Source organism: Streptomyces sp. I05A-00742, assembly GCF_013055795.1.
GTDB lineage: Bacteria > Actinomycetota > Actinomycetes > Streptomycetales > Streptomycetaceae > Streptomyces.
The window spans coordinates 197514-222392 of the sequence record NZ_JABETO010000002.1 but is presented as its reverse complement, the minus strand read 5'-3'; the positions used below and the strand labels follow the sequence as shown (position 1 = coordinate 222392).

Genomic DNA, 24879 nt, shown 5'->3' with positions numbered 1-24879 from the left:
CAACCCCCCGTTGTGTCACCTACTGGGCCAATGCGCCAAGGTATGCGAAGCACACAAGTGATGCAAGGGTCAAGAGGGCGTCCCGGGATCATTCCGGGAGGGGGCGGGGCCGCCGGGGGCCCGGAGCTGCTCGGTGACGGACGTCCTCAGCGCCTCCCACGCGGCGGCCAGCTCCGCCAGGCGCCGGGCCTCCTGCTCGTCCGCCGTCCTGTCGAGGGAGATCCCGAGCCGCTCCACACGGGCCACCGCGGTGCGGGCCGGACCGTGCTCGTCCGTGAGGGTGTCGCCCGTCAGCCGGCACTCCCGGGTGGCCGCCTCCAGGCCGGCCGCGGACACGGCGACGCCGGTGCCCCAGGCGACCAGGGACTCCACCCGGCGGAGCACCCGGGCGGTGCCGGCCCCGGGGCCGCCGACGTGCCACAGGAGCCGGGGCGGCCGCGCCCCCGCACCGGCCAGCGTCCGCCACCGGACGCTGCCCAGCCGCTCCTCGTAGCACCGGTAGGCGAGCCGGGCCACGGCCTGCGCCACCGCGCCCCGCAGGGCGTCGGCCTCCGCCGTGGCCAGGGCGGCGAGGCGCGCGTCGACCGCGTCCTCCAGCCGGCCGATGGCGAACGAGGTGCAGACCGGCGTCCGGCAGAGGTCCAGGCCCGCCGCGCGCGCCTGTTCCAGGCCGTCGAAGCAGGCGTCGAGGGCCTCGCCGTAGCGCCGCACGGAGAAGATCTCCGTGAGATGGACGCCGATGCCCCGGCTCAGGCAGGTGCGGGCCGCCTCCAGGCCCGCGGCGGTCGCCGGGATCTTGACCAGGGCATTGCGGCGGCACGCGGCGCGGTGCAGCTCCTCTGCGGCGGCGACCGTCGCGCCGGGGTCGTGGACCAGGCGGGCGTCCAGGTCCATCGAGGCGTACCCCTCCAGGCCCCGGCAGGCGTCGAAGACCGGGCGCAGGGCGTCACACGCGGAGCGCAGGTCGTAGGCGCACAGGGCCAGGACGGCGGTGTCCGGGTCGACCGAGCGGCGCGCGAGGTGACGCAGCTGTTCCCGGCAGCCGTCGTCCGCCGCGACATCCGCGGCGAGGACGTCCGGATCGGAGGCGGCGCCGCGCAGCCCGGCGGCCATCGGGGCGGGACACCGCTCGGGAGTGAGCTGTGAGCGGGAGAAGCCGTCGAGCCAGGGGGAGACGCCCTCGGCGGCCAGGGCGTGCAGGGGGCTCGCGGTCGAACCGATCACGTGCTCTCCCATGGAACGCGGCCCCTCCTCCAGGTCGGAACTCCCCACACTCGCTGGCACTTTAGGGCGGGAACGCCCCGCGGTCGAACGGTCCGCCACTACTTCGTCACATACGGACCCAAGGGCCCCGGACAGCCGAATGCGGGTGATGCGCCGGAGAGTTGACGTACTGCGCGGTCTGTCGTGGCCGGGCGTCCGGCGGCGGCCCAGGATGGTGCGGCACCGATTCTTCCCCAGCCGACCAGTGAAGGAGCCCGTGCGGCCATGACCAATGTCGCCGTCATCTACTACTCGTCCACCGGAAACGTGCACAGGATGGCCGAGGCCGCCGCGGCCGCGGCGGAGAAGGCGGGCGCCGAGGTGCGGCTGCGCCGGGCCGCCGAGCTCGCGCCGCAGAGCGCGATCGACGGCAACGAGGCGTGGGCCGCGCACGCCGCCGCCACCCGCGACGTCCCCGTCGCGACGCTGGAGGACCTGGAGTGGGCGGACGCCGTCCTGTTCGGCACCCCGACCCGGTTCGGCCTGCCGGCCGCCCAGCTGAAGCAGTTCCTGGACACGACCGGTGGTCTCTGGTTCCGGGGAAAGCTGATCAACAAGGTCGTCTCGTCCTTCACTTCGACGAACAACGTCCACGGCGGGCAGGAGTCCACCATCCTGGCCCTCAACAACACCTTCTACCACTGGGGTGCCATCATCGTCCCGCCCGGCTTCGCCGACCCGGTCCAGTTCGAGAAGGCCAACGGCAACCCGTACGGGGCGAGCAGCGTCACCGACGGCGTCCCCGGCCAGGTGCACGCGGACAACCTCTCCGCCGTCGCCTTCCAGGCCACCCGGGTGGTGGAGATCGCCACGGCCCTCCGGACCGGGCTCGCCACCGCCTGACGGTCTCCGGCGCGGACGGGCCGCCGTCCGTCCATCGATGAACATCGGCCGGATCCCGCCGGATCTCGCGGGATCATGGCCGGAAATACTCCTATCGCCTCTCGTTCGCCCCGTCATGGGCGGCCGGGAGGCGTTTGTATGTTCGCAATTCGAGAAGGAGAGCGGACGCAGGGTCACGGGTGTGGTTGGATGATCCACGTATTCCGCTTTTGGACGGGACGTCAGGACGCCGTTGACCTGTCCTGCCGCCCGCGTACCTCGGCGTCCAAGAGGAATTGATGTCGCATCACATACCGGAGGCGGGGATCTGGTGCCTGGTGGTGGCACTGGTCGCCGTGGCGGTCCTGCTGGTCCGTCAGCGGCGGATCACCACCGCGCTGCGGGCCCGCGCCGCCGCACTGGAGGAGAACGTCCGGGAGCGTGACGAGGAGGCCGCGCGCCTGGTCGATGTGCGGCTGCCGGCCGTCACGGACTCGGTGAACAAGTCCGCGCCGCTGCCCGGCCTCCTGGACGAGCGGCTCACCGGCACCGCGTTCGCCCACAGCCTCCAGGCCGTGATGGAACTCTTCGCCCAGTCGGTCGACAAGGCCCAGGAGCGCGCCGACCAGTCCGCCAAGGCCGCGCTCCGGGCGTCGATGCGCGCCCTCCAGGGACTGGCGCACGAGCAGCAGCAGGCCATCTCCGGCATGCAGGAGCGGCACGACAGCCCCGACGTGCTGCGCGACCTGCTGGAGATCGACCACACCAACGCCCAGTTCGGGCGGCGCGCCCAGGCCATCGGCGTCCTCTGCGGCTCGTGGCCCGGACGGCAGCGCGTCGCCTCCCCGCTGACCGACGTCGTCCGCGGCGCCACCTCCCGCATCCGCGACTACCGCCGGGTCCGGGTGCACGGCGAGGGGGAGCTCGCCGTGGTCAGCCGGGCCGTGGAGCCCGTGGTGCTCGCCGTCGCGGAACTCCTCGACAACGCGGCCCGGCACTCGCAGCCCAACACCACCGTCGAGGTCAGCCTCCAGCCGGTGCACAACGGTGCCTGCATCGTCATCGACGACGCCGGGGTGGGGATGGACGGCCAGGAGATCGAACGGGCCGTCGCCCTGCTCTCCGGCCGCCGCGGCGTGGACGTCTCCCGGCTGGGCGACCCCCCGCAGTTCGGCTTCCCCGTCGTGGGCGCGCTCGCCGCCCGCTACGGCTTCGGCGTCTCGGTCGACACCCGCTCGCCCTACGGCGGCGTGCGGGCGGTGGTCTTCCTGCCCGCCGCGCTGCTGACCCACCTGGACCTCGACGGGCCGGGGACCACGCCGCTGGTCGTCCCGGGGCGCGGTGACGGGCGGGGGGATGCGTCCGGGCGTCCTGGGCGGAGTGCGGGCGGAGCGGACGGGCCGGGTGGGCAGGGCGGACAGGGCGGTCCGGGCAGGGTGGCCAGGCGGGCCAGGGAAGACAGGGGGGACGAGAGGCCGGCGGGGCATCCTGCTCCGGTCGGGTCGGCCGGTCCGGTCGGGTCCTCAGGGTCTTCCGGTCCGGTGGCTCAGGGGCCGGCCGCGTCCGTGCCTTCCGCGGTGCCGCCCACCGCTCCATCTGCCGTTCCACCCGCCGTTCCTCCTGCCGGGGAGCCGCCGCAGTCCGCCGGAAGCCCCGTGGTCGGCACGACGGCGGGTGGTCTGCCCAAGCGCCGTCGGCGCCGTCCCGCCGCGCCCCCGGCGGCCTCCGTACCCCTGCCACCCGCAGCGGCGTCCCAGGCGCCCCCCGAGCGCACGGCCGAGGAGACCGCCCGGCGCATGGGCGCGTTTGCCCGCGGTACGCGCTACGGACGCTCCGGGCGCGCCGGCCGGTACGCCGAGGGCGCCCCCTCGGCCCCCGGCTCCCAGGCTTTCCCCGGCCGGTCTCCCGCCCCCGGCCGACCCCCCGCACCCGCAGAAGACGAAGGGAACCCGCACGCGTGAACGACCATATGAACAACGATCTGGCCTGGATGCTGGACGAGGTCGTGAAGATCCCCGAGGCCCGCCACGCGATCCTGCTCTCGGCCGACGGCATGCTGCGCGCCCACTCCGCGGGCATCGCCCGCGACGAGGCCGAACGCCAGGCGGCCGCGCTCTCCGGCCTCCAGTCGATCAGCCGCTCGACCGCCGACTTCTGCACCCACCCCACGCGCCACGACACGCCCTGGCGGCAGACGCTCGTGGAGTTCGCCCACGGCTACGTCTTCCTCATCGCCGCCGGCCCCGGTGCCTACCTCGCCGTCTCCACCACCGAGAACGTCGACATGGAAGCCGTCAGCTACCGCATGCAGAAGACGGTCGACCGGCTCGGCAAGGAACTGGTCACACCCCCGCGGCACGACGCCGGCTGGCAGGGCCCGGGCAGCCCGGCATGACCCCGGCCGTGCCGCGGCGCGAGAAGGGGCTCGTACGGCCGTACGTCGTCACGGACGGCCGGTCCCATCCCACCCGCAACACCTTCGACCTGGTCACCCTGGTCATGGCGCACGGCGACCGGCCGCTCGACGGGCTCGGCCCGGAAAAACGCAAGCTCATGGAGCTCTGCCTCGGCGGCGCCCTGTCCGTCGCCGAGATCGCCGGCTACCTGGCGCTGCCCGTCAGCGTCACCAAGGTGCTGCTGAGCGACCTCGTGGACAGCGGCCACCTCAGCACCAGGGCCCCCATCCCCTCGGCACAACTGCCCGAGGCCCAGATCCTGCAGGAGGTGCTCGATGGACTCCGCGCTCGCCTCTGACAGCGGCGTCTATCTGCCACGGACCGTGCGCACCGCGGCCAAGCTCCTCGTCGTCGGCCACTTCGGTGTGGGCAAGACGACCTTCGTCGGCTCCCTGTCGGAGATCCGGCCGCTGCGCACCGAGGAGACGATGACCCAGGCCGGCGCGCACGTGGACGACCTGGCCGGGCTCGACGGCAAGACCACGACCACCGTCGCCATGGACTTCGGCCGGATCACCCTCAGCGACAGCCTCGTCCTCTACCTCTTCGGCGCCCCAGGCCAGCAGCGCTTCACCCGCCTGTGGCTGGACATGACCCACGGCGCCCTCGGGGCGCTCGTCCTCGCCGACACCCGGCGGCTGGACCAGTCCTTCGACGTCATGGGGCTGCTGGAGGAACACGGCCTGCCGTACGCCGTGGCCGTCAACCACTTCGACGACGCGCCCGCGTTCCCGGAGGAGGAGATCCGCGAGGCCCTCGACCTCCTCCCCGAGACCCCGCTGGTCACTTGCGACGCCCGCGACCGGATCTCCGCGACCCGCGCCCTGATCACCCTCGTGGACCACCTGCACGCCCGTACCGCCCAGGAGCCCGTGTGAGCCACCCCCAGGCCCCCGGCGGCCCGCCGCCCGGCTGCCCCGCACACCGTGGCGGTGCGCCGGGGCACGGTTTTGTACCTGAGCATGGTGGTGGTGCGTGGCAGGACGGTGTTGCGGCTGCGCGTGGTGGGTTGCCGCAGCCGGGTGTTGTACCGGAGCACGGTGGTGCCCCGCAGCAGGGTGTCGTACCTGAGCGCAGTGGTGCATCGCAGCGTGACGTCGCCTCTCAGCTTGACGTTGCCTCTCAGCGTGGCGTCGCCCCTCAGCGGGGTGAGGCTGTGCAGTGGGGTGGTGTGTCGCAGGGTGGTGAGGCTCCGCAGCGCCATGCCGCCTCCCAGAACGGGGGCACCTCTCAGCACGCGGGCACGTCTCAGCACAGTGACACCCCTCGCCACAGCGCGCCTCCTGGTCACGCCCCGCACCCTGGCCACGCCATGTCGTCGGGGCACGCCACACCACCGGAGCACGCCATTCCGGCGGACCACCGCGTGCCCCGTGACCACGGCATGACCCCGGGCAACAACCTGCTCCCGGGCAGCGGCGTGCGCCCGGATCACCGCGTGCCCCGGGACCACGACATGCCTTCGGACCGCAGCATGTCCCCGAGTAACACTCTGCCCCCGGGCAACACCCTGCCCCCGGGCAATAACCCGCCCCCGGGCAGCGGCGTGCGCCCGGATCACGGCGTCCCCCGGGACCACGACATGCCTTCGGACCACAGCATGTCCCCGAGCAACACCCCACCCCCGAGCGGCAACCCGCCCCTGGGTATCAACCTGCCCCCGGGCAACGGCATGCGCCCGGACCACCGCGTGACCCCGCTCCACGGACCGGACTTCGCCGCCGACCCGCACGCCGTCTACCAGCGGCTGCGCCGGTTCGGCCCGGTCGCCCCCGTCGAACTCGCGCCGGGCGTCCGGGCGCACCTCGTCACCGACTACCGTGCCGCTCTGGAAGTGCTGCGCAGCCCCGACGCGTTCGCCAAGGACGCCCGCCGCTGGCGCGCCCTGGCCGACGGACGCGTCGCGCCGGACAATCCGGTCGTGCCGATGATGGCCTACCGGCCCAACTGCCTCTTCACCGACGGGGAAGCCCACCGGCGGCTCCGCGGGGCGGTCACCGACAGCCTGGAGCGCATCGACCCCAACGCCCTGCGCGGCTACGTCGAGCGCAGCGCCGATGTGCTCATCGACCGGTTCACGACCCTGGGCGAGGCCGACCTGCTCGGCTCGTACGCCAAGGTGCTGCCGCTGCTCGTCTTCAACCAGCTCTTCGGCTGTCCGCCCGCGCTCGGCGACCGGCTCGTCGAGGGCATGTCCGGGATCTTCGACGGCGTCGACGCCGAACGGGCCAACACCCTCATCACCGCCACCCTCACCGAACTCATCGCCCTCAAACGACGGCAGCCCGGCGCCGACATGACCTCGTGGCTGATGGCCCACCCGGCCCAGCTGTCCGACGAGGAGATGATCCACCAACTCGTGGTGCTGATGGGAGCCGGCACCGAGCCCCAGCAGAATCTCATCGCGGGCGCCCTGCGGCTGCTGCTCTGCGACGACCGCTTCGCGGGCGACCTCGCCGGCGGCAGCATGCCCGTCGACGACGCCCTGGACGAGGTCCTCTGGCTCGACCCGCCGATGGCCAACTACGGCGTCCACTACCCCACGGCGGACCTGGAGTTCGCGGGGGTGCGGCTGCGCGCGGGCGACCCGGTCGTCGTCAGCTTCGCCGCCGCCAACACCGACCCGGCCCTGCGCCCCGAGCGCCACTCGGGACAGCGCACCGGCAACCGGGCCCACCTCGCCTGGAGCGCGGGACCGCACCACTGCCCGGCCAAGGACCCGGCCCGGCTCATCGCCTCCGCCGCCGTCGAACGGCTCCTCGACCGGCTCCCCGACCTGGAGCTGGCGGTCCCCGCCGAGGAGCTGGTCTGGCGGCCGGGCCCCTTCCACCGGGCGTTGACCGCCCTGCCCGTCCGCTTCCCGCCGCAGCCCGTGCCCGCACCCGACCCCGCCGGGCATCGCCCCGGCCTGACCGGGCATCGCGCCGACCGCCCGGACCGCCCGGACCGCCCGGACCGCCCGGACCGCCCGGACCGCCCGGGCCGGCAGCCGGGGCACCGGCCCGCCGGAATGGCTTCCGGTACCTACGCCCCAGACGTCCCCTCCGCCCCCACCTTCGGCACACCCACTTTCGACACCTCCGCCTCCGACCCCTCCACCTCCTCCGCCTCCGACACCCCTGGAGCCAGCCGATGGAACGCCCCTCCCGCCCCGTCACGATCGACCCCTCCGGCCGGGACATCCACGGCGAGGCCGCCCGTATCCGGGCCCACGGACCGGCGGTCCCCGTGGAGCTCCCTGGGGGCGTGGTGGCGTGGGCAGTGAGCTCCCAGGCCCTGCTCAAGCGCCTGCTCACCGACCCGCGCGTCTCCAAGGACCCGCGGCAGCACTGGCCCACCTGGATCAATGGCGAGGTCTCCCCGGAGTGGCCGCTCTACACCTGGGTCGCCGTGCAGAACATGTTCACCGCCTACGGCCCCGACCACCGGCGGCTCCGGTCCCTGGTCGCCAAGGCGTTCACCGCCCGCCGCACCGCGGCGCTGCGCCCGCGCATCGAGAAGATCACCGAGGAGCTGCTGGACGCCCTGGCCGCCACGGAGCCCGGTGCGACCGTCGACCTCCGCGAGGGCTTCGCGTACCCGATCCCCATCCAGGTCATCTGTGAGCTCATGGGCATCGACGACGAGGAGGCCCGCGAGGGCCTGCGCCGCTGCGTCGACTCGATCTTCCACACCTCCGCCGACCCTGCCGAGGTCACGGCCACCTACACCGAGATCTACCGGCTGCTCGGCGAGCTCGTCGCCGTCAAGCGCGAGACGCCCGGTGACGACATGACCAGCGTGCTCATCTCCGCCCGCGACGACGAGGACGGCACCCGGCTCAGCGAGCAGGAGCTCGTCGACACCATGCTGTTGGTGATCAGCGCCGGTCACGAGACCACCGTCAACCTCCTCGACAACGCGATCCACCTCCTGCTCACCCACCCCGATCAGCTCGCGCTCGTCCGCGAGGGCCGGGCCGGCTGGGACGACGTCATCGAGGAGGCGCTCCGCGTCGAGGCGCCCGTCGCCAACCTCCCGCTCCGCTACGCCGTCGAGGACATCGAGCTCGACGGCGGGATCACCCTCCGCAAGGGCGACGCCATCGTCGCGGCCTACGCCGGGGCCGGCCGCGACCCCGAGCTGTACGGCGACGGGGCCGAGGCGGCGGCCTTCGACGTGACCCGTGCCACCAAGGACCATCTCGCTTTCGGCCACGGCGCCCACTTCTGCCTCGGCGCCCCGCTGGCCCGGCTGGAGGCGGCCGTCGCTCTTCCCGCCCTGTTCGAGCGCTTCCCGGAACTGCGCCTCGCCGAGGGCTCCGGCCGTCTGGAGCCGGTGGAGTCCTTCATCTCCAACGGCCACCGTTCCCTCCCGGCCCTCCTGCACGGCTGACCTCCTCCTATCTCTTCCGACCTCCTCCGACACCCACCGGAACGGCACTGTCCGAAATCCGATTTCCGCTCCGGTGGGTGGCGGGTGGGCGAGGCAGGGACCGAACGCTTACGATCCTCTGCGTGTCCAAACTGACCGACCTGCCGAAACGGATCCTGATCGGGCGGGCGCTGCGCAGCGACAAGCTGGGAGAAACCCTTCTCCCCAAGCGCATCGCGCTCCCCGTCTTCGCGTCCGACCCTCTTTCCTCTGTGGCGTACGCGCCGGGCGAGGTCCTGCTCGTCCTCTCCGTGGCAGGTGTGTCGGCCTACCACTTCAGCCCGTGGATCGCCGTGGCGGTCGTCGTGCTGATGTTCACGGTGGTCGCCTCGTACCGCCAGAACGTCCACGCCTACCCGAGCGGCGGCGGCGACTACGAGGTCGCCACCACCAACCTGGGCCCCAAGGCCGGACTCACCGTTGCCAGCGCCCTTCTCGTCGATTACGTCCTGACGGTCGCCGTCTCCATCTCCTCCGGCATCGAGAACCTCGGCTCCGCCATCCCCTTCGTCGTCGAGCACAAGACCGCCTGTGCCATCGCGGTGATCGTGCTGCTGACCCTGATGAACCTGCGAGGCGTCAAGGAGTCCGGAAAGCTCTTCGCGATCCCGACCTACGTCTTCGTGGGCGGCGTCTTCCTGCTGATCGCCTGGGGCATCGTGCGCGGCGCGATCATGGGCGACACCATGAAGGCCCCCACCGCCGACTACACCATCAACGCCGAGCACCAGGGTCTGGCCGGCTTCGCGCTGGTCTTCCTGCTGCTGCGTGCCTTCTCGTCCGGCTGTGCCGCGCTCACCGGCGTCGAGGCGATCAGCAACGGCGTGCCCGCCTTCCGCAAGCCCAAGAGCAAGAACGCCGCCAGCACGCTGGCACTGATGGGCGGCCTCGCCGTCACCATGTTCTGCGGCATCATCGGCCTGGCCATGGCCACCAAGGTGCGGATGGCGGAGGACCCGGCGACCGGCCTGCTCAAGGACGGCAAGCCGCTCGGCGACGACTACACCCAGAACCCGGTGATCTCCCAGGTCGCCGAGGCGGTCTTCGGCCACGGCTCGTTCCTGTTCATCATCCTGGCCGCCGCCACCGCGCTCGTCCTCTTCCTGGCCGCGAACACCGCCTATAACGGCTTCCCGCTGCTCGGCTCGATCCTCGCCCAGGACCGCTACCTGCCGCGCCAGCTGCACACCCGCGGCGACCGGCTCGCCTTCTCCAACGGCATCGTGCTCCTCTCCGGCGCCGCCATCGTCCTCGTCTACATCTACGGGGCCGACTCCACCAAGCTGATCCAGCTGTACATCGTCGGCGTCTTCGTCTCCTTCACGCTCAGCCAGATCGGCATGGTCCGGCACTGGAACCGCCACCTCCAGACCGAGACCGACCCCGGCAAGCGCCGCCGTATGATCCGCTCCCGGGCGATCAACACCTTCGGCGGCTTCCTCACCGGACTGGTCCTGGTCGTCGTGCTGCTGACCAAGTTCACCCACGGCGCCTGGGTCGCCCTGCTCGGCATGGTGATCTTCTACGCGACGATGACCGCGATCCGCCGCCACTACGATCGGGTCGCCGAGGAGATCGCCCTCGCGGACATGCCGGGCGAGGAGGCGGTCCGGCCCTCCCGGGTGCACTCCATCGTCCTGGTCTCCAAGGTCCACAAGCCGACCCTGCGGGCCCTCGCCTACGCCAAGCTGATGCGCTCCGACACCCTGGAGGCGCTGAGCATCAGCGTCGACCCGGCCGAGACCAAGGGACTGCGCGAGGAGTGGCACACCCGGGGCATAGACGTCCCGCTGAAGATCCTCGACTCGCCCTACCGCGAGATCACCCGGCCCGTCATCGACTACGTCAAGAGCCTCCGCAAGGAGAGCCCGCGCGACGTGGTCAGCGTCTACATCCCCGAGTACGTGGTCGGCCACTGGTACGAGCACCTGCTGCACAACCAGAGCGCCCTGCGGCTCAAGGGCCGGCTGCTCTTCACCCCGGGCGTGATGGTCACCTCCGTCCCCTGGCAGCTCGACTCCTCCGAGGTGGCCCGCCGCCGCGCCCGCAAGCGCGCCGAGTGGAACGCCCCGGGCGCGGTGCGGCGCGGACCGGTCGCCCCGCCGCAGAAGAAGGAAAAGGCCGCGGCGAAGAAGTAGCCGGTGCCGGGGGTGGTGCGGCGGGACGTAGACTGACCGGCTGTTGTCCCGCCGCACCACCCACCACCTCAGGAGCTCTTCCCCCATGCAGACGGAACCGACGAAGTCGCTGGTCGGCGAGGAGTACGAGGTCGAGGTCGGCCCGGTGGCCCACGGCGGCCACTGCGTCGCCCGGACGGAGTCGGGCCGCGTCCTCTTCGTCCGTCACACCCTCCCCGGCGAGCGCGTGACCGCCCGCGTCACCGAGGGCGAGGAGACCTCCCGCTTCCTGCGCGCGGACGCCGTCGAGATCCTGGACGCCTCCAAGGACCGCGTCCCGGCCCCCTGCCCGTTCTCGGGCCCCGGCCGCTGCGGCGGCTGCGACTGGCAGCACGTCAAGCCCGGCGCCCAGCGCCGCCTCAAGGGCGAGGTCATCGCCGAACAGCTCCAGCGCCTCGCGGGCCTCACCCCCGAGGAGGCCGGCTGGGACGGCACCGTGATGCCGGCCGAGGGCGACAAGGTCCCGGCGGGCGAGGTCCCCGCCTGGCGCACCCGCGTCCAGTACACGATCGACGCCGAGGGCCATGCCGGCCTCCGCAAGCACCGCTCGCACGACGTCCAGCCCATCGACCGCTGCCTGATTGCGGCCCCGGGCGTCGGCGAACTCGGCATCGAGAAGCGCGAATGGCCGCAGATCGCCTCCGTCGACGCCATCGCCGCCACCGGCTCCGCCGACCGCCAGGTCGTCCTCACCCCGAAGCCGGGCGGCCGTCTCCCCATCGTCGAACTCGACAAGCCCGTCTCCGTGCTCCGCGTCGGCGAGAAGGACCACCGCATCCACCGCGTCCACGGCCGCCCCTTCGTCCGCGAACGCGCCGACGGCCGCACCTACCGCGTCGGCGAGGGCGGCTTCTGGCAGGTCCACCCCCAGGCCGCCGACATGCTCGTCAAGGCCGTCATGCAGGGCCTCATGCCCCGCAAGGGCGACATGGCCCTCGACCTCTACTGCGGCGTCGGCCTCTTCGCCGGTGCCCTCGGCGAACGCGTCGGCGACAAGGGCGCCGTCCTCGGCATCGAATCCGCCAAGCGCGCCGTCGAGGACGCCCGCCACAACCTCCAGGACCTCGACCGCGTCCGCATCGAACAGGGCAAGGTCGAGGACATCCTCCCCCGCACCGGCATCGACACCGCCGACATCATCGTCCTCGACCCCCCACGCGCCGGCGCCGGCCGCTCCACCGTCCGCCACCTCGCAGGCCTGGGCGCCCGCCGCATCGCCTACGTCGCCTGCGACCCGGCCGCCCTCGCCCGCGACCTGAAGTACTTCGCCGAGGAGGGCTACCGGCCGGCGACGCTGCGGGCGTTCGACCTGTTTCCGGTGACGCACCATGTGGAGTGCGTGGCGATCCTGAAGCCTGCGGCAAAGGGCGTCTGATCATCTATACCTGAAGACGTGGTAATGGCGTCCAGACACTCTTCTGCCCACGCCTATCAGTGGTTCGAGAGACAGGTCTTTCGCGCAACACGTCTTGTGGGCTCTGTGAGCATTGAAGCGAAGATATGCGCTCTCGAATAGGTGTGCCAGTGTTCCTCGGTTCTGTGGGTGTGCTCCCACTAAATGTTCTCGGTGGATGCTGTGCTCGGCCTGTCGGGCACAGCCGGACGCGAGTGGACTCTTCTTGCTCGGGATAGGTATCGCTGCCAATAATGCGAGTAGTATCCGTTTTGTCGGCAGAGCGCTCGGGTCAGCTTTATGGAGTGGGGCGGCGTAGAACCTTTCACATTGAGGTATCGGGTAGATTGGTCCACTCGTCGATTTCGTCGAAATTTAGCTCTTGCAGTGGCGGTGTGTCTGCATAGTCCCATTCGGCCATGCGGGACAGGAAGCTCTCGAGCTGGGAATCGATAAGCTCTTGACGTCGATTCAAGAACCCCTTGAGATTGCCTTTATTGAGGTGTGCGACGGTTTGGCCATCCAGGCAGTACGAGCGGAGAACCGCGCTCCAGGTGACGTCATCTAGGCCGAAAGGGCGCTGTGTGAATCTTGTGGGGAACTCGTGCGCCGGCTCGGTGGCGCTTGGCACGAACAGTCTATTGGCGGCCCAGAGCTGTTGCGTCTGTTCGATGCCGCGTTGGTAAATTCGGTGCACTACTCCGGCAGCGGTGGTCTGCTGGATAAGCGCTTCTGCGAGATCTCGGAGATCGTAGGCCTCTCCGGTGAAGGGGGAGCGCGGTCGTAGCTCCCACCACGAACACAGAATAATCTTGGATGTTGCCTCATTCGTCCGAAACTTAAGTGTGCTTGGGCTGTAGGGAGTAGCGTCTTTGAGGGAGCCCAGCAAATCCCGGATGGAACGCTGTTCGTTGTGAGGATAGATGTACGAGCACAGTACTCGTGCAAGTGAAGTGAAGCTTCCTTTGAAGACGGCAGGGCCGGTGAGCACTACGCGCCAGTAGAGACGTCTTAGCAACTGGCGGTGTCGTTCCCCTGGTTCCGGGAAGTGTGCAAAGAATCGAGTGAGTACGACGAGCATGGCCTTGTAGGGGACCATCGACAGATGCGGGACTCCTGCAGTCTGCTGTAGGAACTGGACGGCACGTTGGAGTGCCACTTGGCCCTCTGCGAAGGCGGTATCCCGATCTTCTCCTGGGAAGTCTGACTTTGTTCGACGTCTGGCATCGTCGAACTCCAGGCGAATTTCGCGCGAGGGGTCGGGACCACGGCGGGCCAGTATCGCGTGCAGTACGGTGTCGGAATCAATTGACCCAAATCCGGTCAAGGAATCGATTTGCGCAGCAATGGTGGAAATGGTGAGTCGATCGTCTGCCCCCTCCTCGTCGCCGGCGAATAGGGCGGAGAAGATCTCGGCACGACTCAATCTTTTGCCAAAATTATTCATTCGGTCGAAGATGTCGGTGAGGACATCCTGGTCTTCTTGTTTGACAAGGTAGACTGGGATTTTGAACTGGCGTAGTCTCTTGGCGACTTGGCGGGCGATTGGAAAATACGCTTTGGCGCTCTTGCCGGTAGTGTCGAAATAATCAAGCAGCTTGTCGAGGTCAAAGAGGGTGTGGGCGGGGATTTGGTGGGGAGATGGGTGTATTGATCGAGCGATAAATTCCTGTTCTGCCAGATCGTAGTGAACTGTGAACGGACTGTTACGATTCCCGTCAGGGTGTAGGGCGTTGGCGAGGCTCGTGATGCGTTGCTGGCCGTCGACTACCCAGAGAGCATTCTCGGAGTGAGGGGCAGCTATTGAGAGAGAGCCCAGTTTGAGATGCTCGGCGGGCGAGTTCCGTACCCAGAGAAGGAGACTGCCAATGGGATATCCGCGGACAATGCTATCGAACAGGCGAAGTACATCTTCGGCGCCCCAGCGGAAACCTCGCTGGAAGTGTGGAATGCGTACGTGTCCTGCCCAAGCGCGAGGGATCAGATCTTCGAGTTCATAAGTATCGGCACTGGGTTGAGTGTCGAGGCCGGCAGTGTTCAATGTTGTCACTTTCGTTAAGATGTAGGTGTCCTGTGCGGGTGATTTGCGCTTAAAGTGAGGTTGTGCTGTTTCCCTCAGCTGGCTGATGCGCGAACCTGATCGGCACATCAGGTATACCTGACGTGCCCCGTTGGTGTTGGCTAAACGACTGAACATGTGTACCCCGGTGGCGCGTTGCCGATGATCGAGGTAGGGGGCAGCTGGTGGGGAAGAGACGATGGTCGTGCCGCCAGTTGCTCGCGGATCCGGCATCCGGTGCCAGCAAGAACTCGAAGACTCCGCCGGCGATCAATTGACGACCCGGCTCACGAAGCGCTGCGCGGCTCCGCCGCATCGTCATCGTCCACGTCGGGCTCGGTGGTCAGTCCGGCCTCGTCGGTCAGGTCCGGGTCCAGGCCGTTCCCACTCTGCTCCGCAGCAGACTCTTCCGTTTCCTCGCTGGAGTTCCCAACGTGCTCGGCCAGCATCGGAAGGACGTACGCCTGGGCCAGTCCCGCCAAATGGAGAGGGAGCGGGAGGGACAGCGCTGCGGCGTAGTCCGGCGCCTGCCGCAGCTGGTGTACGGCAAGGGCCAGCGCCTCGGCATCGTCGGGTCTTCCCGGTACCGGTGCCGCCGGGTTGTCGTCCTCGTGGCAGCCCAGTACCGCGATTTCCACCAGGGTCGGGTTCCAGGCGCTGGTGCCGGCCTGTGAGGTGAGGTTGCCTGCCGCGTTGACCCGGGTGGCTAGGCGGTCGAGGGCCGGCGAGACCGCATGGGTTCCGGGGCGTTCGGTGGTGCTGTAGAAGACCCGCTCGAGTGGGGGCGCCCCGTCCTGTTTCTGGAGTGTCTGCGTCCAGAAGCCGGCCGGCTGTCCATGCGGCTTGGCGGGTTCGGCCAGGCCCCACCACTGGGCGGTCTCACGCCCGCCGCGCCCACGGACGCGCACGAGGCGGAGTTCGTCGTCGAGTCGGCCTGCCGGGGCGTGACCGGTCTTGATCAGGTCCTGTTCGGTCCGGCCATCCTGCAGCCACGGCCAGTGCAACCTGCTGTTCTGCGCGTGGGTGATCAGCGCGGTGGGCTGCCCGCGGAGAGAATGCAGTACGCGTTGGAGGAATGCCGCGGTCTCCATGCGCTGCTGGCTGAGGTTAGTGCGCCACTGCTTGCTGGTGACTCGGGGAGTCCCGGAACAGGGGCCATCGTCCGTAGTCTCGGGTTCCGCGAATGCTTCAGGGGCGATCTCGGCCTGCTTCACCAGGCCGAGGAGGAAACGCGGATAGGGCACCCACGTCCCTGCGCTGTCGTCCCAGCCGCGTACGGCCGCGAGGCCCTTCCCCTCCGGCAGCGGGGTGACCAGGACGGCCACGGGAAGGTGCTTGGGCAGCCGGGTCGGACCGTCCTTGCGGCGCTTCACCATCCACACCGCCGCGTACTGCAGCGCGTCGGGGAGGTCGTCGCCGAGGGTGTGCTGAGGCAGGACGCGTACGCCGAGCTGGCGCAGGCCGTCGAGCCAGGAGCTGTGGGTGCGGTGGTCGAGGCTGTCCACGTTGTTGATCTGCCGGTCGGTGGACGGGGTCACGACGAACTGGGTCAGCAGCCCGGCGTCGGCGCACCCCAGACGGACGGCGAACTTGGGGTCCGTCGACGCCGGGCGGAAGGTGCTGCGGTGGGCGACCTCCACCAGGGCGAGTCCGGGGCGAGAGGGGTCCGCACCGTCCGCGCGGAGCCATGAGCGCAGGGCACGACGGCGTTCGCTGACGGCGGCCGCGATGGCCGCGCCCTTTCCCTTGACGGCCGGGTCGGGCACGAGCCGGTCACCGAGTCCGTGGGCGAGGGGCAGGCAGCGCAGCCGGAGGGTGAGTTCCGCCGACCGCCATTCGAGGACGACCGGTGATCCGGGCCTGGCATCGTCGAAGTCCCGGCCCGTGACCTTGCCGGCGGAGGCGCCGCCATCGCCGTCCAGTCCCAGGGCCTCGGCGAACTGCGCCACCGCTTCCTTTCGAACCTCGGGTGACTGCCACAGCAGCCGGGCCTCCACCACCGGCGGGCCGTCCTGTTCCGGGTCGTGGCCGGCGATCCGGGACTGCGCCGCGAGTGCCACGCGCCGCGCCTGGGTCTCGCACAGCAGCTCGGTCTTCTTGGCCTCGTCGGTCCTCGGCTTGGGCCGCCGGTTCCCCGGTGCTCCGATGCCCTTGCCGCGCCCGCGGGTCAGGTCGGGCACCCGGACCACCGCTTCGGGGAGGGCCTGCTCGGCCCATTCGGTCAGCTGAGCTCGCTGGTTGGGCATGAAGCCGGTGCCGATCTCGTGCTTCCCCATCCTGGTGCTGTGGACCACGGCTGCGCGGACGCCGCGGCCCTCGCCGATCCAGGAGACCGGCTCGGTGAGGAGTTGTTCGGGGTCGGGGAAGTTACCGGCGAGGCTGAGTCCGCGCAGGATGCCGGCCGCGTCGTTCTCCGACCAGACGAAGGTGTCGGCCGCCCGGTCGCGGCGAAGGCGGGCGAGTGCGTAGCGTTCGGTGAGTGGCGCTCCGGGCAGCCAGGGGATAGTGGGCCGTAGATGGACGGTAGTGGCCTCCCGGTAGGGCAGATCAAGGCGTTTGGTGGTCGCCCGGGGGTGGGTGGCCCATCGGCGTACGCCCCAGTGCAGGTGGAGGCGTGGCCTGGGGGCGAACGGCGTGGTGTGCAGGGAGATGTTCAGGACGACGGAGAACCACCACTCCTTGCGCTTGACGGTCCGGCACAGGGGTTGCGACATGAGTTCGGCTCCCTGGTCACGCGGCCCGCGGGGCAGGGCACGGAAGCGCAGCTCCCCGCCGTCGAAGGGGTAGGCGTCGAGAGTCAGGATGCGGCGTGCCAGTGCGTCGGTGGCGAGCTGGAACTGCCGTGGTTCGGGGGCGGCAGTACCGCCGGGGGTGGTCGGGGTGGTGAGCAGTTCGACGCCGGTGACCGGCTGCCACGCGGGCAGGTTCCGCTTCAGGTCGGCGCTGCTCGCGAGCAGCAGCGCGCGGAACCCGGGATCCTGTGCGGCGTCCTTGGGGCCGAGAGTGCGCAGCCAGGAGTCGAGGAGTTGCTGCAACGAGCGGTTCGGGAGAGGGTCGGGCGCCGAGGCGGGGACGTACATCCAGAAGTCCTCGGCGGTCTGCGGCCCCGAATCGACGGGGGTCCGGGGCCGGGGGCGGACGATCACGTCGGGGGCGAGGGTCTGGAGAACGCCGTCGAGCCGGCGGGTGGGCAGGGTCAGCTGCTGCTTCTCCTCGTCTCGCCCGTGGTTGTGCAGTTCGAGGAGACCGGCGTGCCAGTGCTCGGGGAAGGAGAGTGCCTGAAAGTCCTCGGTCCAGGGGGTGCTGTCCTCGGCCAGGTGGTACGCGGATCGGCGGATGCTCTTGTACATGTCGGTTCTCCCTGCGATGTCGTATGTGATCGGGTGGGCGCCGCCTGTTCAACAGTCCTGAACCTGGAGGACGTTGAGGAGCCTCAGCCGGCGCCTCACGGGCCGGGCGGCGCCCCCATGGCGCACAGTGCCTCGTACAGCGGGCGGTAGAGCAGCTTGACGAGTTCGCTGTCAGCAGGGTCGGGGTACGTGCCGACGGCAGCGGTGTCGGTATCCGCGAAATACGGGGCGAGGACGTCCCGCAGCCGCACGAGCAGTCCCGGGTCGCCGGCGCGGCGCGGACGCCGTTCTCGCCCGATAACGGGTGCCTGTGCGGCCGCGAGCTGCGGTGCGAAGGCGGCGTCGACGAACACGACGCGGGCGGGGACGCCGCCGCGGACGAGGCGTCCGATGACCTGCCAGATGGTGACGAGCTGGTCCCAGGCGAAGGACTTCTTCTCGTCGTCGGAGAGCGAGGAGTAGATGTAGGGCCGTGACAGGACGTGCCGCCATACGCGGCGCGCAGTGGTCCTGAAGGTGCTGCCGGCCACATACAGGCTGTCGGCCTCGGCCACCATGTCGCTGAACGTCCCTTCTGGACTCCTCAGCTGACCGCGTACGAAGCGAGTTGCCCAGTCGTTGATGGCGAAGACGGCCAGGGAGAGGTCGTCGGGTCGGGGGTGTGGGCGAACCATGAAGAACACCGTCCCGAACGCCGCCACTCTCTCCTCGCCGGGCCGCTGGGGGGTGGTCAGGATGTTGTGCCCTCGCTCCACGGCGAGCAGGGGGGCCACGAGCAGTTCGGCATCCGGGTCGTCAGCGAAGGAGGCGAGGTCTCCGCGCCGCACCGCTCCCGCACTCGGCGCCTGAGTCCCCGCCGGTGTTGCGCCGTCGATGGCGGTCTCCAGTTCGGCGTCGTCGGCAGCCAGGACGCGTACTCGGCCGCGCCAGCGTGGGATCTCGTCCAGGGCGGCGGCGGCCACCTTGGCCTCCGCGTAGCTGCCCACCAGGAGCAGGGCGCGCTTGCGGCGCTGGTCGGGAATCTGGGCGAGTTCGCTCTGCAGCGGGGAGGCGCTTCCGTCGCCCCGGGGCCGGGCCAGCCGGTCGATCATCAGGCGCAGGACGTCCTCGCGCTTGTCGGGGTCTTGCCCGGAGAGCCGGATCGGCTGCCCGGCTGCGTCGTAGAGGAACTCGGTGCGGAACACGGTTTCCCGGATGGAGCGCAGCGCCTTGCTCTGCGGTTTGAGCACCGCGCGGACGGGGGCGAGGACGTGGGCTCGGGTGGAGGTGCCGGCCCAACTGGTGCCCGACATGAGCAGGACGTGCGGGCCGGCCTGCCCCCGGCCGAGGTCGGCGCCGAGCTGGGGAAGGTTGAGGAGCAGTTCGCGGCCCACGCCCGCGCAGCGGAAGAAGCGCAGGGTGCCGGTGCGGTGTCCGTCCTTGTTGCGGGCGGCGGCCCGTTCGTCCACCAGGTACTGGAATCCGAGGACGTTGCCCATGGGCGCTTCGGGGAGCAACGGCGCGTAGTCGAGGGGCGGGCGGCGGGTCAGTTCGTGGCTTGCCGAGTCGAGCCGCAGCGCGGCCTCAACCTGGGGCCACAGGAACGTCACCCGGTCCAGGCGCTGATGCAGGGCGGCGAGGGCAAGGGTGAACTCCAGGCGACGCGCGTTGAGGTCACGCCACTCTTCGGTGAGGGGAACGTCCTCGGGCGCCGGTCCCTTGCCGCGCTTGATGACGGGTGAAGGGCGTTGATCCGGCCCCGGTGCTCCGACGAGGAACGAGTCGAGGAGCGCCCGGACGCGGCGTCGCGTCCGCTTCTCGTCGAGGGTGTGCAGGACGTCGTGGGCGAGAGCGGTCAGCTCGTCAGCGGGGGTCAGGTAGGGGCCGCGCCCGCCGAGCGGATCGTCGCGGAAGGTGTCGAAGAACCCGGTGATCTCGGCGCGGCGCTCCGCCCAGGGAGCCTTCTGCGCAGAGGCATTGCCGTCGTTCGTGGGACCGTCCTCGTCTTCGTACAGCGTGCTCTCGTCCTCGACGTCCTCTTCGCCCGTGCTGTCCGGTCGCCCCGTGGCCCGGCCTTGCGCCGGCGGGTACCAGGCGTGCAGCAGCTTTTCCTGAAGCGTCCACGCGCTGAAGTAGTCGATCTGTGCCCAGTTCCGTAGCCCTTCGTCGTCGATGAGCATGGCGTACAGCCGGTCTGCGGCGGATCCGACGACGTCCAAGGCGGCGGACCACCGTTCCACGTCCTGGTCGGAGAGTTGCAGTCGTCCCTGCCGGGAGAGTTCGGCGATCTCGTGGGTCTGCAATTGGTCCAGCCAGGAGTCGGAGACACCGGTGGTAACGAGCGTGGCCGACGGCGCGAACATCTGGTCGAGCTGCATCTGTACGCGGTCGGCCTCGTCGACGATCACGATGTCGCTGCGCAGGCAGGCCAGTTCCAGATACCGCAGCCGCTCGGCGTTGAGCTGGCGCGGCACCGCGGTCTGGACAAGGCTGGCGGGGTTGGCCACCCAGATCAGCGCATCCACGAGGTCGCGCGCGGAGGAGTGCCGGGGGCAGACGCTCCACAGGGGGCAGGCGTGCGGAGAGCCCATCTCCTCCTCGTCGGTGTCATCCGCGATTGCCTCTCTCCCCGGAACTCCTCGAGCGCTTTCGAGCTTGCGTACGGCGCGCTCGGCCGCCGGTTCCTCAGCGGTCTCCTGGCGCCGTGCGGGGTGGAGGGCGCCGCACGGCGCGTCGGCGTAGCGCAGCGGCTCCGACGTGTCGAGTGCGCGTAGGGCGTCCAGCGGGCAGGCGGTGCTGAGGTGGGTGAAGACGGGGTCGGTATGGGCCAGCAGCGAGTGCGCTCCGCGTGCGGCGAGCCGGCGGTGCAGCCGCTGGGTGTGCTGGGGCCGCGTCGTGCCGCCCTGAACCGGAGCAGCACTCAGGCCGAGTGCGCGGAACAGTTCGGTCAGGGCCAGCTGTTCGGCCACATCGCCGACGACGAGCGTGATGCGCAGGCCGTTCTGGTGCGCCCAGACGGCGAGCAGCGTCATCAGAGTCGACTTGCCGGCGCCGACCATGCCGACGAGGTGGGTGAGCCGGTCGAGCGGCAGGACAGATGCTGCTTCGAAAGCTGTCTCGTCCGGCGTACGGGTGTCGAGGTCGAGGTGGTCGAGGCGCTGCGCCCAGTTTCCCGCCTTCAGTCCGCGCCGCTGTTCCTCCTCGTCCATCCACCGGGCCACGTCGGCGAGTTCGCCGAGCGGTACATCGAGCGGGCTTGCGGTGGCCGGGCGATCGGCGGTGAGGGGATGACCGGGCATGGGGTCCCGGACGAGGTCGGCGGGGATGGTGACGGAGGTACGCCGGTGCCGGCGATCCATGAAGCGGTGTTCGCCGGCCTCCGCCCGGGGAAGCGGCTTGGTGGAGAAGTCAGGGAGGTTCGCGAGCGCATCGTCGTAGGTGGCGAAGCGGTCGGCGGCCACCTTCAGGGGGACCTGATGAGCGGGCTCCCCGGCCGCCGGGACACGGTACGCGCGCAGCCGTTCGGGCAGTTCCAGGTAGGCATCCAGGCTCTGCCGCCACATCCGGCCGCGGCGCATCGGCCAGAGCAGGTGCCGGGCCGCGGTCAGTGCGACCTGTTCGGCCGTGCCGGTGGGGAGCTTCGCGGCCCGCACGAAGTGGAGACCGTAGCCGCCGAGGAGCGTCCACGCTCCGTCGGCGGAGTGGCCGGGCGCAACGGTCTCCATCATCCGGAGGGCGAGTTCGACCTGGCAGAGCAGGGCGGGCCGGGTCCCGGCGTGCTCTTCGGGCCACGGGCCCAGTGCGGTGACGACCGGCTGGTACCAGCTGCTGCGGTCACGCATGCTCCGCTCCGTTCTTCCCGGTGCCGTCCGTCGGCGCCGCATGTTCTCCGGACGGGGGTGACGCCGTATGCACGGCCACCCGGTCGTTTCCCGGTGGCATGGTCCGGTCGGTGTGGAGGGGCCCGATGGTCGCGTCCGGCCCGCGTTCGCCGGACAGCCGAAGCCGCGCGGCCCTCTTCAGCTGGTCGTCCGTCAGCAGACGTAGCCCGCCCGCGCCCTCGCCCCGCTCCTTGGTGTAGATGTCGAGGTAGTCGCGGCGTGCGCGCACCCTGAAGCCCGGCACGACCCAACATGCTTCGTCGTACGGGGGTTCGGCGCGGACAGCGGTCGCAGAACGCCCCAGGAAGGCGGGGTGTGCCCAGTCCTTCACGTCGACGGCCCACACGTATCCATCAGGGAAGGTGACGCGCAGGTCGTACGCGTCGAATCCGGGCCACATCTCGACGGTGAGCCCCAGGGCGCGCAGCTCAATCTCCAGCGAGGTTTCGGCCTGCCCGGGTCCCGTGACGAACTGTCGCAGCGGCTTGCGCAGCTGACGCAGGTCCCCTATCTCTGACGCGACGAGTTCCCGGCCGCGCGGCGCGGGGCCCCGGTGCCGGCACTGATCGCGCTCGCACCACCACTCGGTGTCGGACACCGGGTGGAGCAGTGTCAGGCAGCGGTGGCAGCACAGGTATGAGCCACCCCGCCGGAACCCGAGGGGGACGGGGGCGTAGATCTCCTCGATGAGGAAGCGGACGGGGTCGAGGAAGAGATCGCTGCTGACCTCGGCCCAGTCCGCCTGGGTGAGAACAGGCCGGGTGACGAGGAGACGGCGGAAGGCCGCGTACGACTCGGGCGACGACATGGCGCGGCAGGCGCGAAGGGCCTCGTGGATCACCAAGCGGTCGTACTGCCGTCCGGTGCTGTCGCCATATCCCCTTACGGCGAGTTCGTGGCAGAGCTGTGTCGGCTCTCCCGAGTCCTCGTTGATCAGCCGGTCGGCGATGTCGAACAGGTCGGTGGGCAGTCGGTCGAGGGGCCAACTGCCCAGGGGACGGGCGCCGGCCCACCGCATCATCTCGGGCACCCCGGCCGGGGGCTTGGCCCCGTTGCGCAGGCACTGGAGCACCAGGGCGTCCAAGGCCCGCTGCGCGGTGGCCGGGTAGGGCAGGGTGAAGGAGTCGAGGCGGTCGACAGCTGCCAGGTGCAGGACGGCGGTGGCGACGTCTCGCAGGAGCACGACGTCGGGGTTGGAGAGCCAGTCCGGTACGAGCTGTTGGTCAGTCATGGGCCGGGATGTCTCCTCGCGCCGCGGTCTGCGCTTCAGGGCTTCCCGGGCGCGGATGGTCGGTGACGTAGGCGGTGCCGGGGCGGCACCAGGCCTGTGCCTGGCAGCCGTGGCAGTGGCGTCCGGTCCTCGGCTCGTACGCGGTGTCGTCCAGGAGCGGCTGGGCTAGTTCGGCGATGACGGTCCGGGCTTCGTCGATGTTCTCGGCGCGTCCGGGGTCGATGGTTTCGAGCCGGCTCTCGCCGTGGCCCTCGCGTAGATGCTCCAGTTCGACCCAGGACCGACGCGGGTCGTTCCCGAGTGCTCCGGCGTGGAACAGCAGTACAGCCAGGGCGAGTTGAGGGTACGTGCGGAGCAAGGACTGTCGTTCCCACAGAGGGCGGGCAGACGTCTTGGTCTCGCGCCAGATCCACCGGCTGCGATGGGTGTACACCAGATCGGGTACGGCGAGGACGACGATGTCGAGTTCGGGCACGTAGGCCGTCACCCGATGTTGTGCGAGCACTTTCTCGTCGGCGCCAAGACCGTTGAGCGGACACAGTAACCGGTGTTCGGCGAGCATTCCCGCGGCCTCATGTGCGGATGAGTCGTCGAGTCCGGTCCTGGCGCGTATCGCGGCCAGATCAGGGACCTCGCGGTCCTGGCAGCCACGTACCGGGCGTTGGGCGTGTTGTGCGTTGAGCCAGGCGTCGACGGCTCGGCCGCGCTGCGCTCCCCGGTCCTCGGTGGACAGGTCGTTGAGGTGCAGCCGCCGCACCAGGTGGTACTGGGCGGGGCATTCGGCATGCAGACGCAGGTCCCAGGCGGAGATGGAGCGTCGTTTGCGTACGAGGGTTGAGGGCTGCCCGCCCCACAGCTGTGGAGCACGCTTCAGGTCCGTACAGCCGGCGATGGCCTTGCAGTCGACACAGCTCTCGCCGGGCTGTGCGCCGGTTCCGGTCGCGGCGGCGAGGAAGACGGGCGCCGCGTCGTTCGCGAACCGCTGCTTCGCCTCGGTGGGACCTTCGGAGAGCAGCCTCACCACGGAGCCGTCGGCGCATCCGATGTCGAAGACGCGGACCAGACCCGGTAAGCGCGTGCTGTTGGTCGCGATGGGCGGGGGCTCGGTGCGCGCCTTGCGCCGGGGTGTGGGCGCGCCGTGCGCCATCACCTGGGCCACCGCCGCGAGTTCCGCGTCGGGGCGGCCGGTCTTGGCCCGGCCCATGGAGGGAAGCCACAGGTCGCGCACCGTTCCGTCGGTGGAGGTGTACATGCGGCCCCAGAGGGTGTGCTCGTACTGCCGGACGCCGCGCGAATCGGGGGCGTCCGTGCGGCGGGTGCGCCACGTCCACGGCTGCTCGACCGGTGTGGTCGGGGGCAGCCCGACCTTGATCGCGGCGGCCTGTTCCCGGGTGCGTGCGGTCACGTAGCGCTCCAGGGCGTGGGCGGTCCAGGCCAGGTGGGCAGGGTGGACCGGTGCGCCCCGCCCGCGGAAGGGGCCGCGGGTGCTGCGGAGTTCCTCGCGCACCCGCTCGACGGGCCAGTTCTCGTGTTCCCAGAGGTCGAGGGCCGTGAAGAGCGGCCCGAACGCGAATTGCTCGCGTGGGTCGGGGCGAAACGGCACGGGTGGCTCGGCGATGAGCAGGGGCCGCATCGCGGTGCGCCGGTGGGTCGGGCAAGCCGCGGCGTCGGGCCGGGCCATCCGCGGGCTCGCCTTGATCAGCCAGTCGTGGCCGGTGACGCCCGATGAATTCTGCATGGTGACCCCCGTGGAGGGCGGCATGGGCAGGAGGGCCCGGAACCGACGTAACTCCGAGGAGATCCGGGTACAACCGAGCATGCCATAGAGTTGTAAACTTAGTCCATGGATATCCTG

15 protein-coding genes are annotated in these 24879 nt (G+C 70.2%); 9 read left to right on the top strand and 6 right to left on the bottom strand.

Annotated elements, in window-relative coordinates:
* Nucleotides 1–69 precede the first annotated feature (69 nt).
* On the bottom strand, nucleotides 70–1236 hold the full coding sequence (locus HN013_RS02885) for a transaldolase family protein (protein WP_171162575.1): 1167 nt from the start codon (nucleotides 1234–1236) through the stop codon (nucleotides 70–72).
* Between the two features lie 252 nt (nucleotides 1237–1488).
* Here HN013_RS02885 and wrbA point away from each other — a divergent pair, with 252 nt between their 5' ends.
* From wrbA to HN013_RS02840, 9 genes are all read left to right on the top strand, one after another.
* Nucleotides 1489–2106 (top strand): NAD(P)H:quinone oxidoreductase, encoded by a 618-nt coding sequence (wrbA, locus tag HN013_RS02880; RefSeq protein ID WP_171162573.1) that lies wholly within the window; start codon nucleotides 1489–1491, stop codon nucleotides 2104–2106.
* 278 nt (nucleotides 2107–2384) lie between these two features.
* Entirely contained in the window at nucleotides 2385–4046 is a 1662-nt protein-coding gene (locus HN013_RS02875; RefSeq protein ID WP_249374676.1) for an ATP-binding protein, read from the top strand.
* Between the two features lie 8 nt (nucleotides 4047–4054).
* Nucleotides 4055–4480, top strand: coding sequence for a roadblock/LC7 domain-containing protein (locus tag HN013_RS02870; protein ID WP_212763910.1), 426 nt, complete (start codon nucleotides 4055–4057; stop codon nucleotides 4478–4480).
* Nucleotides 4477–4839: a DUF742 domain-containing protein gene (locus HN013_RS02865; RefSeq protein WP_171162568.1), complete on the top strand. Its 363-nt coding sequence runs from the start codon at nucleotides 4477–4479 to the stop codon at nucleotides 4837–4839. The genes HN013_RS02870 and HN013_RS02865 overlap by 4 nt, the downstream gene beginning before the upstream one ends.
* Nucleotides 4817–5419: an ATP/GTP-binding protein gene (locus tag HN013_RS02860; RefSeq protein WP_171162566.1), complete on the top strand. Its 603-nt coding sequence runs from the start codon at nucleotides 4817–4819 to the stop codon at nucleotides 5417–5419. Before HN013_RS02865 ends, HN013_RS02860 begins: the two co-directional genes overlap by 23 nt.
* Nucleotides 5420–6141: 722 nt before the next feature.
* Nucleotides 6142–7806, top strand: a complete 1665-nt coding sequence (locus HN013_RS02855) for a cytochrome P450 (RefSeq protein WP_398978125.1) — start codon at nucleotides 6142–6144, stop codon at nucleotides 7804–7806.
* Complete coding sequence (locus HN013_RS02850) at nucleotides 7803–8915, top strand: cytochrome P450 (RefSeq protein ID WP_312018478.1); 1113 nt, start codon at nucleotides 7803–7805, stop codon at nucleotides 8913–8915. The genes HN013_RS02855 and HN013_RS02850 overlap by 4 nt, the downstream gene beginning before the upstream one ends.
* Nucleotides 8916–9037: 122 nt before the next feature.
* The gene (locus HN013_RS02845) at nucleotides 9038–11092 is read left to right on the top strand and encodes an APC family permease (RefSeq protein ID WP_171162562.1); all 2055 of its coding nucleotides are present in this window, start codon (nucleotides 9038–9040) and stop codon (nucleotides 11090–11092) included.
* Between the two features lie 85 nt (nucleotides 11093–11177).
* Nucleotides 11178–12506 carry a class I SAM-dependent RNA methyltransferase gene (locus HN013_RS02840; protein ID WP_171162560.1) on the top strand — a complete coding sequence of 443 codons (1329 nt, stop codon included), beginning with the start codon at nucleotides 11178–11180 and terminating at the stop codon, nucleotides 12504–12506.
* Nucleotides 12507–12849: 343 nt separating this feature from the next.
* Here HN013_RS02840 and HN013_RS02835 read toward each other — a convergent pair whose 3' ends face one another.
* The 5 genes from HN013_RS02835 to HN013_RS02815 all read right to left on the bottom strand — a co-directional run bounded on the left by HN013_RS02835 (nucleotide 12850) and on the right by HN013_RS02815 (nucleotide 24762).
* Nucleotides 12850–14817 carry a DUF262 domain-containing protein gene (locus HN013_RS02835; RefSeq protein WP_249374675.1) on the bottom strand — a complete coding sequence of 656 codons (1968 nt, stop codon included), beginning with the start codon at nucleotides 14815–14817 and terminating at the stop codon, nucleotides 12850–12852.
* A 53-nt stretch (nucleotides 14818–14870) separates the two neighbouring features.
* The gene (locus HN013_RS02830; RefSeq protein WP_171162558.1) at nucleotides 14871–17933 is read right to left on the bottom strand and encodes a pPIWI_RE module domain-containing protein; all 3063 of its coding nucleotides are present in this window, start codon (nucleotides 17931–17933) and stop codon (nucleotides 14871–14873) included.
* 95 nt (nucleotides 17934–18028) lie between these two features.
* Complete coding sequence (locus HN013_RS02825; protein ID WP_171162556.1) at nucleotides 18029–21754, bottom strand: hypothetical protein; 3726 nt, start codon at nucleotides 21752–21754, stop codon at nucleotides 18029–18031.
* Nucleotides 21747–23024 (bottom strand): hypothetical protein, encoded by a 1278-nt coding sequence (locus tag HN013_RS02820; RefSeq protein ID WP_171162554.1) that lies wholly within the window; start codon nucleotides 23022–23024, stop codon nucleotides 21747–21749. The genes HN013_RS02825 and HN013_RS02820 overlap by 8 nt, the downstream gene beginning before the upstream one ends.
* The gene (locus HN013_RS02815) at nucleotides 23017–24762 is read right to left on the bottom strand and encodes a PD-(D/E)XK nuclease family protein (protein ID WP_249374674.1); all 1746 of its coding nucleotides are present in this window, start codon (nucleotides 24760–24762) and stop codon (nucleotides 23017–23019) included. The genes HN013_RS02820 and HN013_RS02815 overlap by 8 nt, the downstream gene beginning before the upstream one ends.
* Nucleotides 24763–24879: the final 117 nt, after the last annotated feature.

What these genes read in the sequence shown, in the direction of transcription:
- HN013_RS02885 (WP_171162575.1), bottom strand. Translation starts at nt 1,236, where the DNA reads ATGGGAGAGCACGTGATCGGTTCGACCGCGAGCCCCCTGCACGCCCTG.
- wrbA (WP_171162573.1), top strand. Translation starts at nt 1,489, where the DNA reads ATGACCAATGTCGCCGTCATCTACTACTCGTCCACCGGAAACGTGCAC.
- HN013_RS02875 (WP_249374676.1), top strand. Translation starts at nt 2,385, where the DNA reads ATGTCGCATCACATACCGGAGGCGGGGATCTGGTGCCTGGTGGTGGCA.
- HN013_RS02870 (WP_212763910.1), top strand. Translation starts at nt 4,055, where the DNA reads ATGAACAACGATCTGGCCTGGATGCTGGACGAGGTCGTGAAGATCCCC.
- HN013_RS02865 (WP_171162568.1), top strand. Translation starts at nt 4,477, where the DNA reads ATGACCCCGGCCGTGCCGCGGCGCGAGAAGGGGCTCGTACGGCCGTAC.
- HN013_RS02860 (WP_171162566.1), top strand. Translation starts at nt 4,817, where the DNA reads ATGGACTCCGCGCTCGCCTCTGACAGCGGCGTCTATCTGCCACGGACC.
- HN013_RS02855 (WP_398978125.1), top strand. Translation starts at nt 6,142, where the DNA reads ATGTCCCCGAGCAACACCCCACCCCCGAGCGGCAACCCGCCCCTGGGT.
- HN013_RS02840 (WP_171162560.1), top strand. Translation starts at nt 11,178, where the DNA reads ATGCAGACGGAACCGACGAAGTCGCTGGTCGGCGAGGAGTACGAGGTC.
- HN013_RS02835 (WP_249374675.1), bottom strand. Translation starts at nt 14,817, where the DNA reads ATGCCGGATCCGCGAGCAACTGGCGGCACGACCATCGTCTCTTCCCCA.
- HN013_RS02830 (WP_171162558.1), bottom strand. Translation starts at nt 17,933, where the DNA reads ATGTACAAGAGCATCCGCCGATCCGCGTACCACCTGGCCGAGGACAGC.
- HN013_RS02825 (WP_171162556.1), bottom strand. Translation starts at nt 21,754, where the DNA reads ATGCGTGACCGCAGCAGCTGGTACCAGCCGGTCGTCACCGCACTGGGC.
- HN013_RS02820 (WP_171162554.1), bottom strand. Translation starts at nt 23,024, where the DNA reads ATGACTGACCAACAGCTCGTACCGGACTGGCTCTCCAACCCCGACGTC.
- HN013_RS02815 (WP_249374674.1), bottom strand. Translation starts at nt 24,762, where the DNA reads ATGCAGAATTCATCGGGCGTCACCGGCCACGACTGGCTGATCAAGGCG.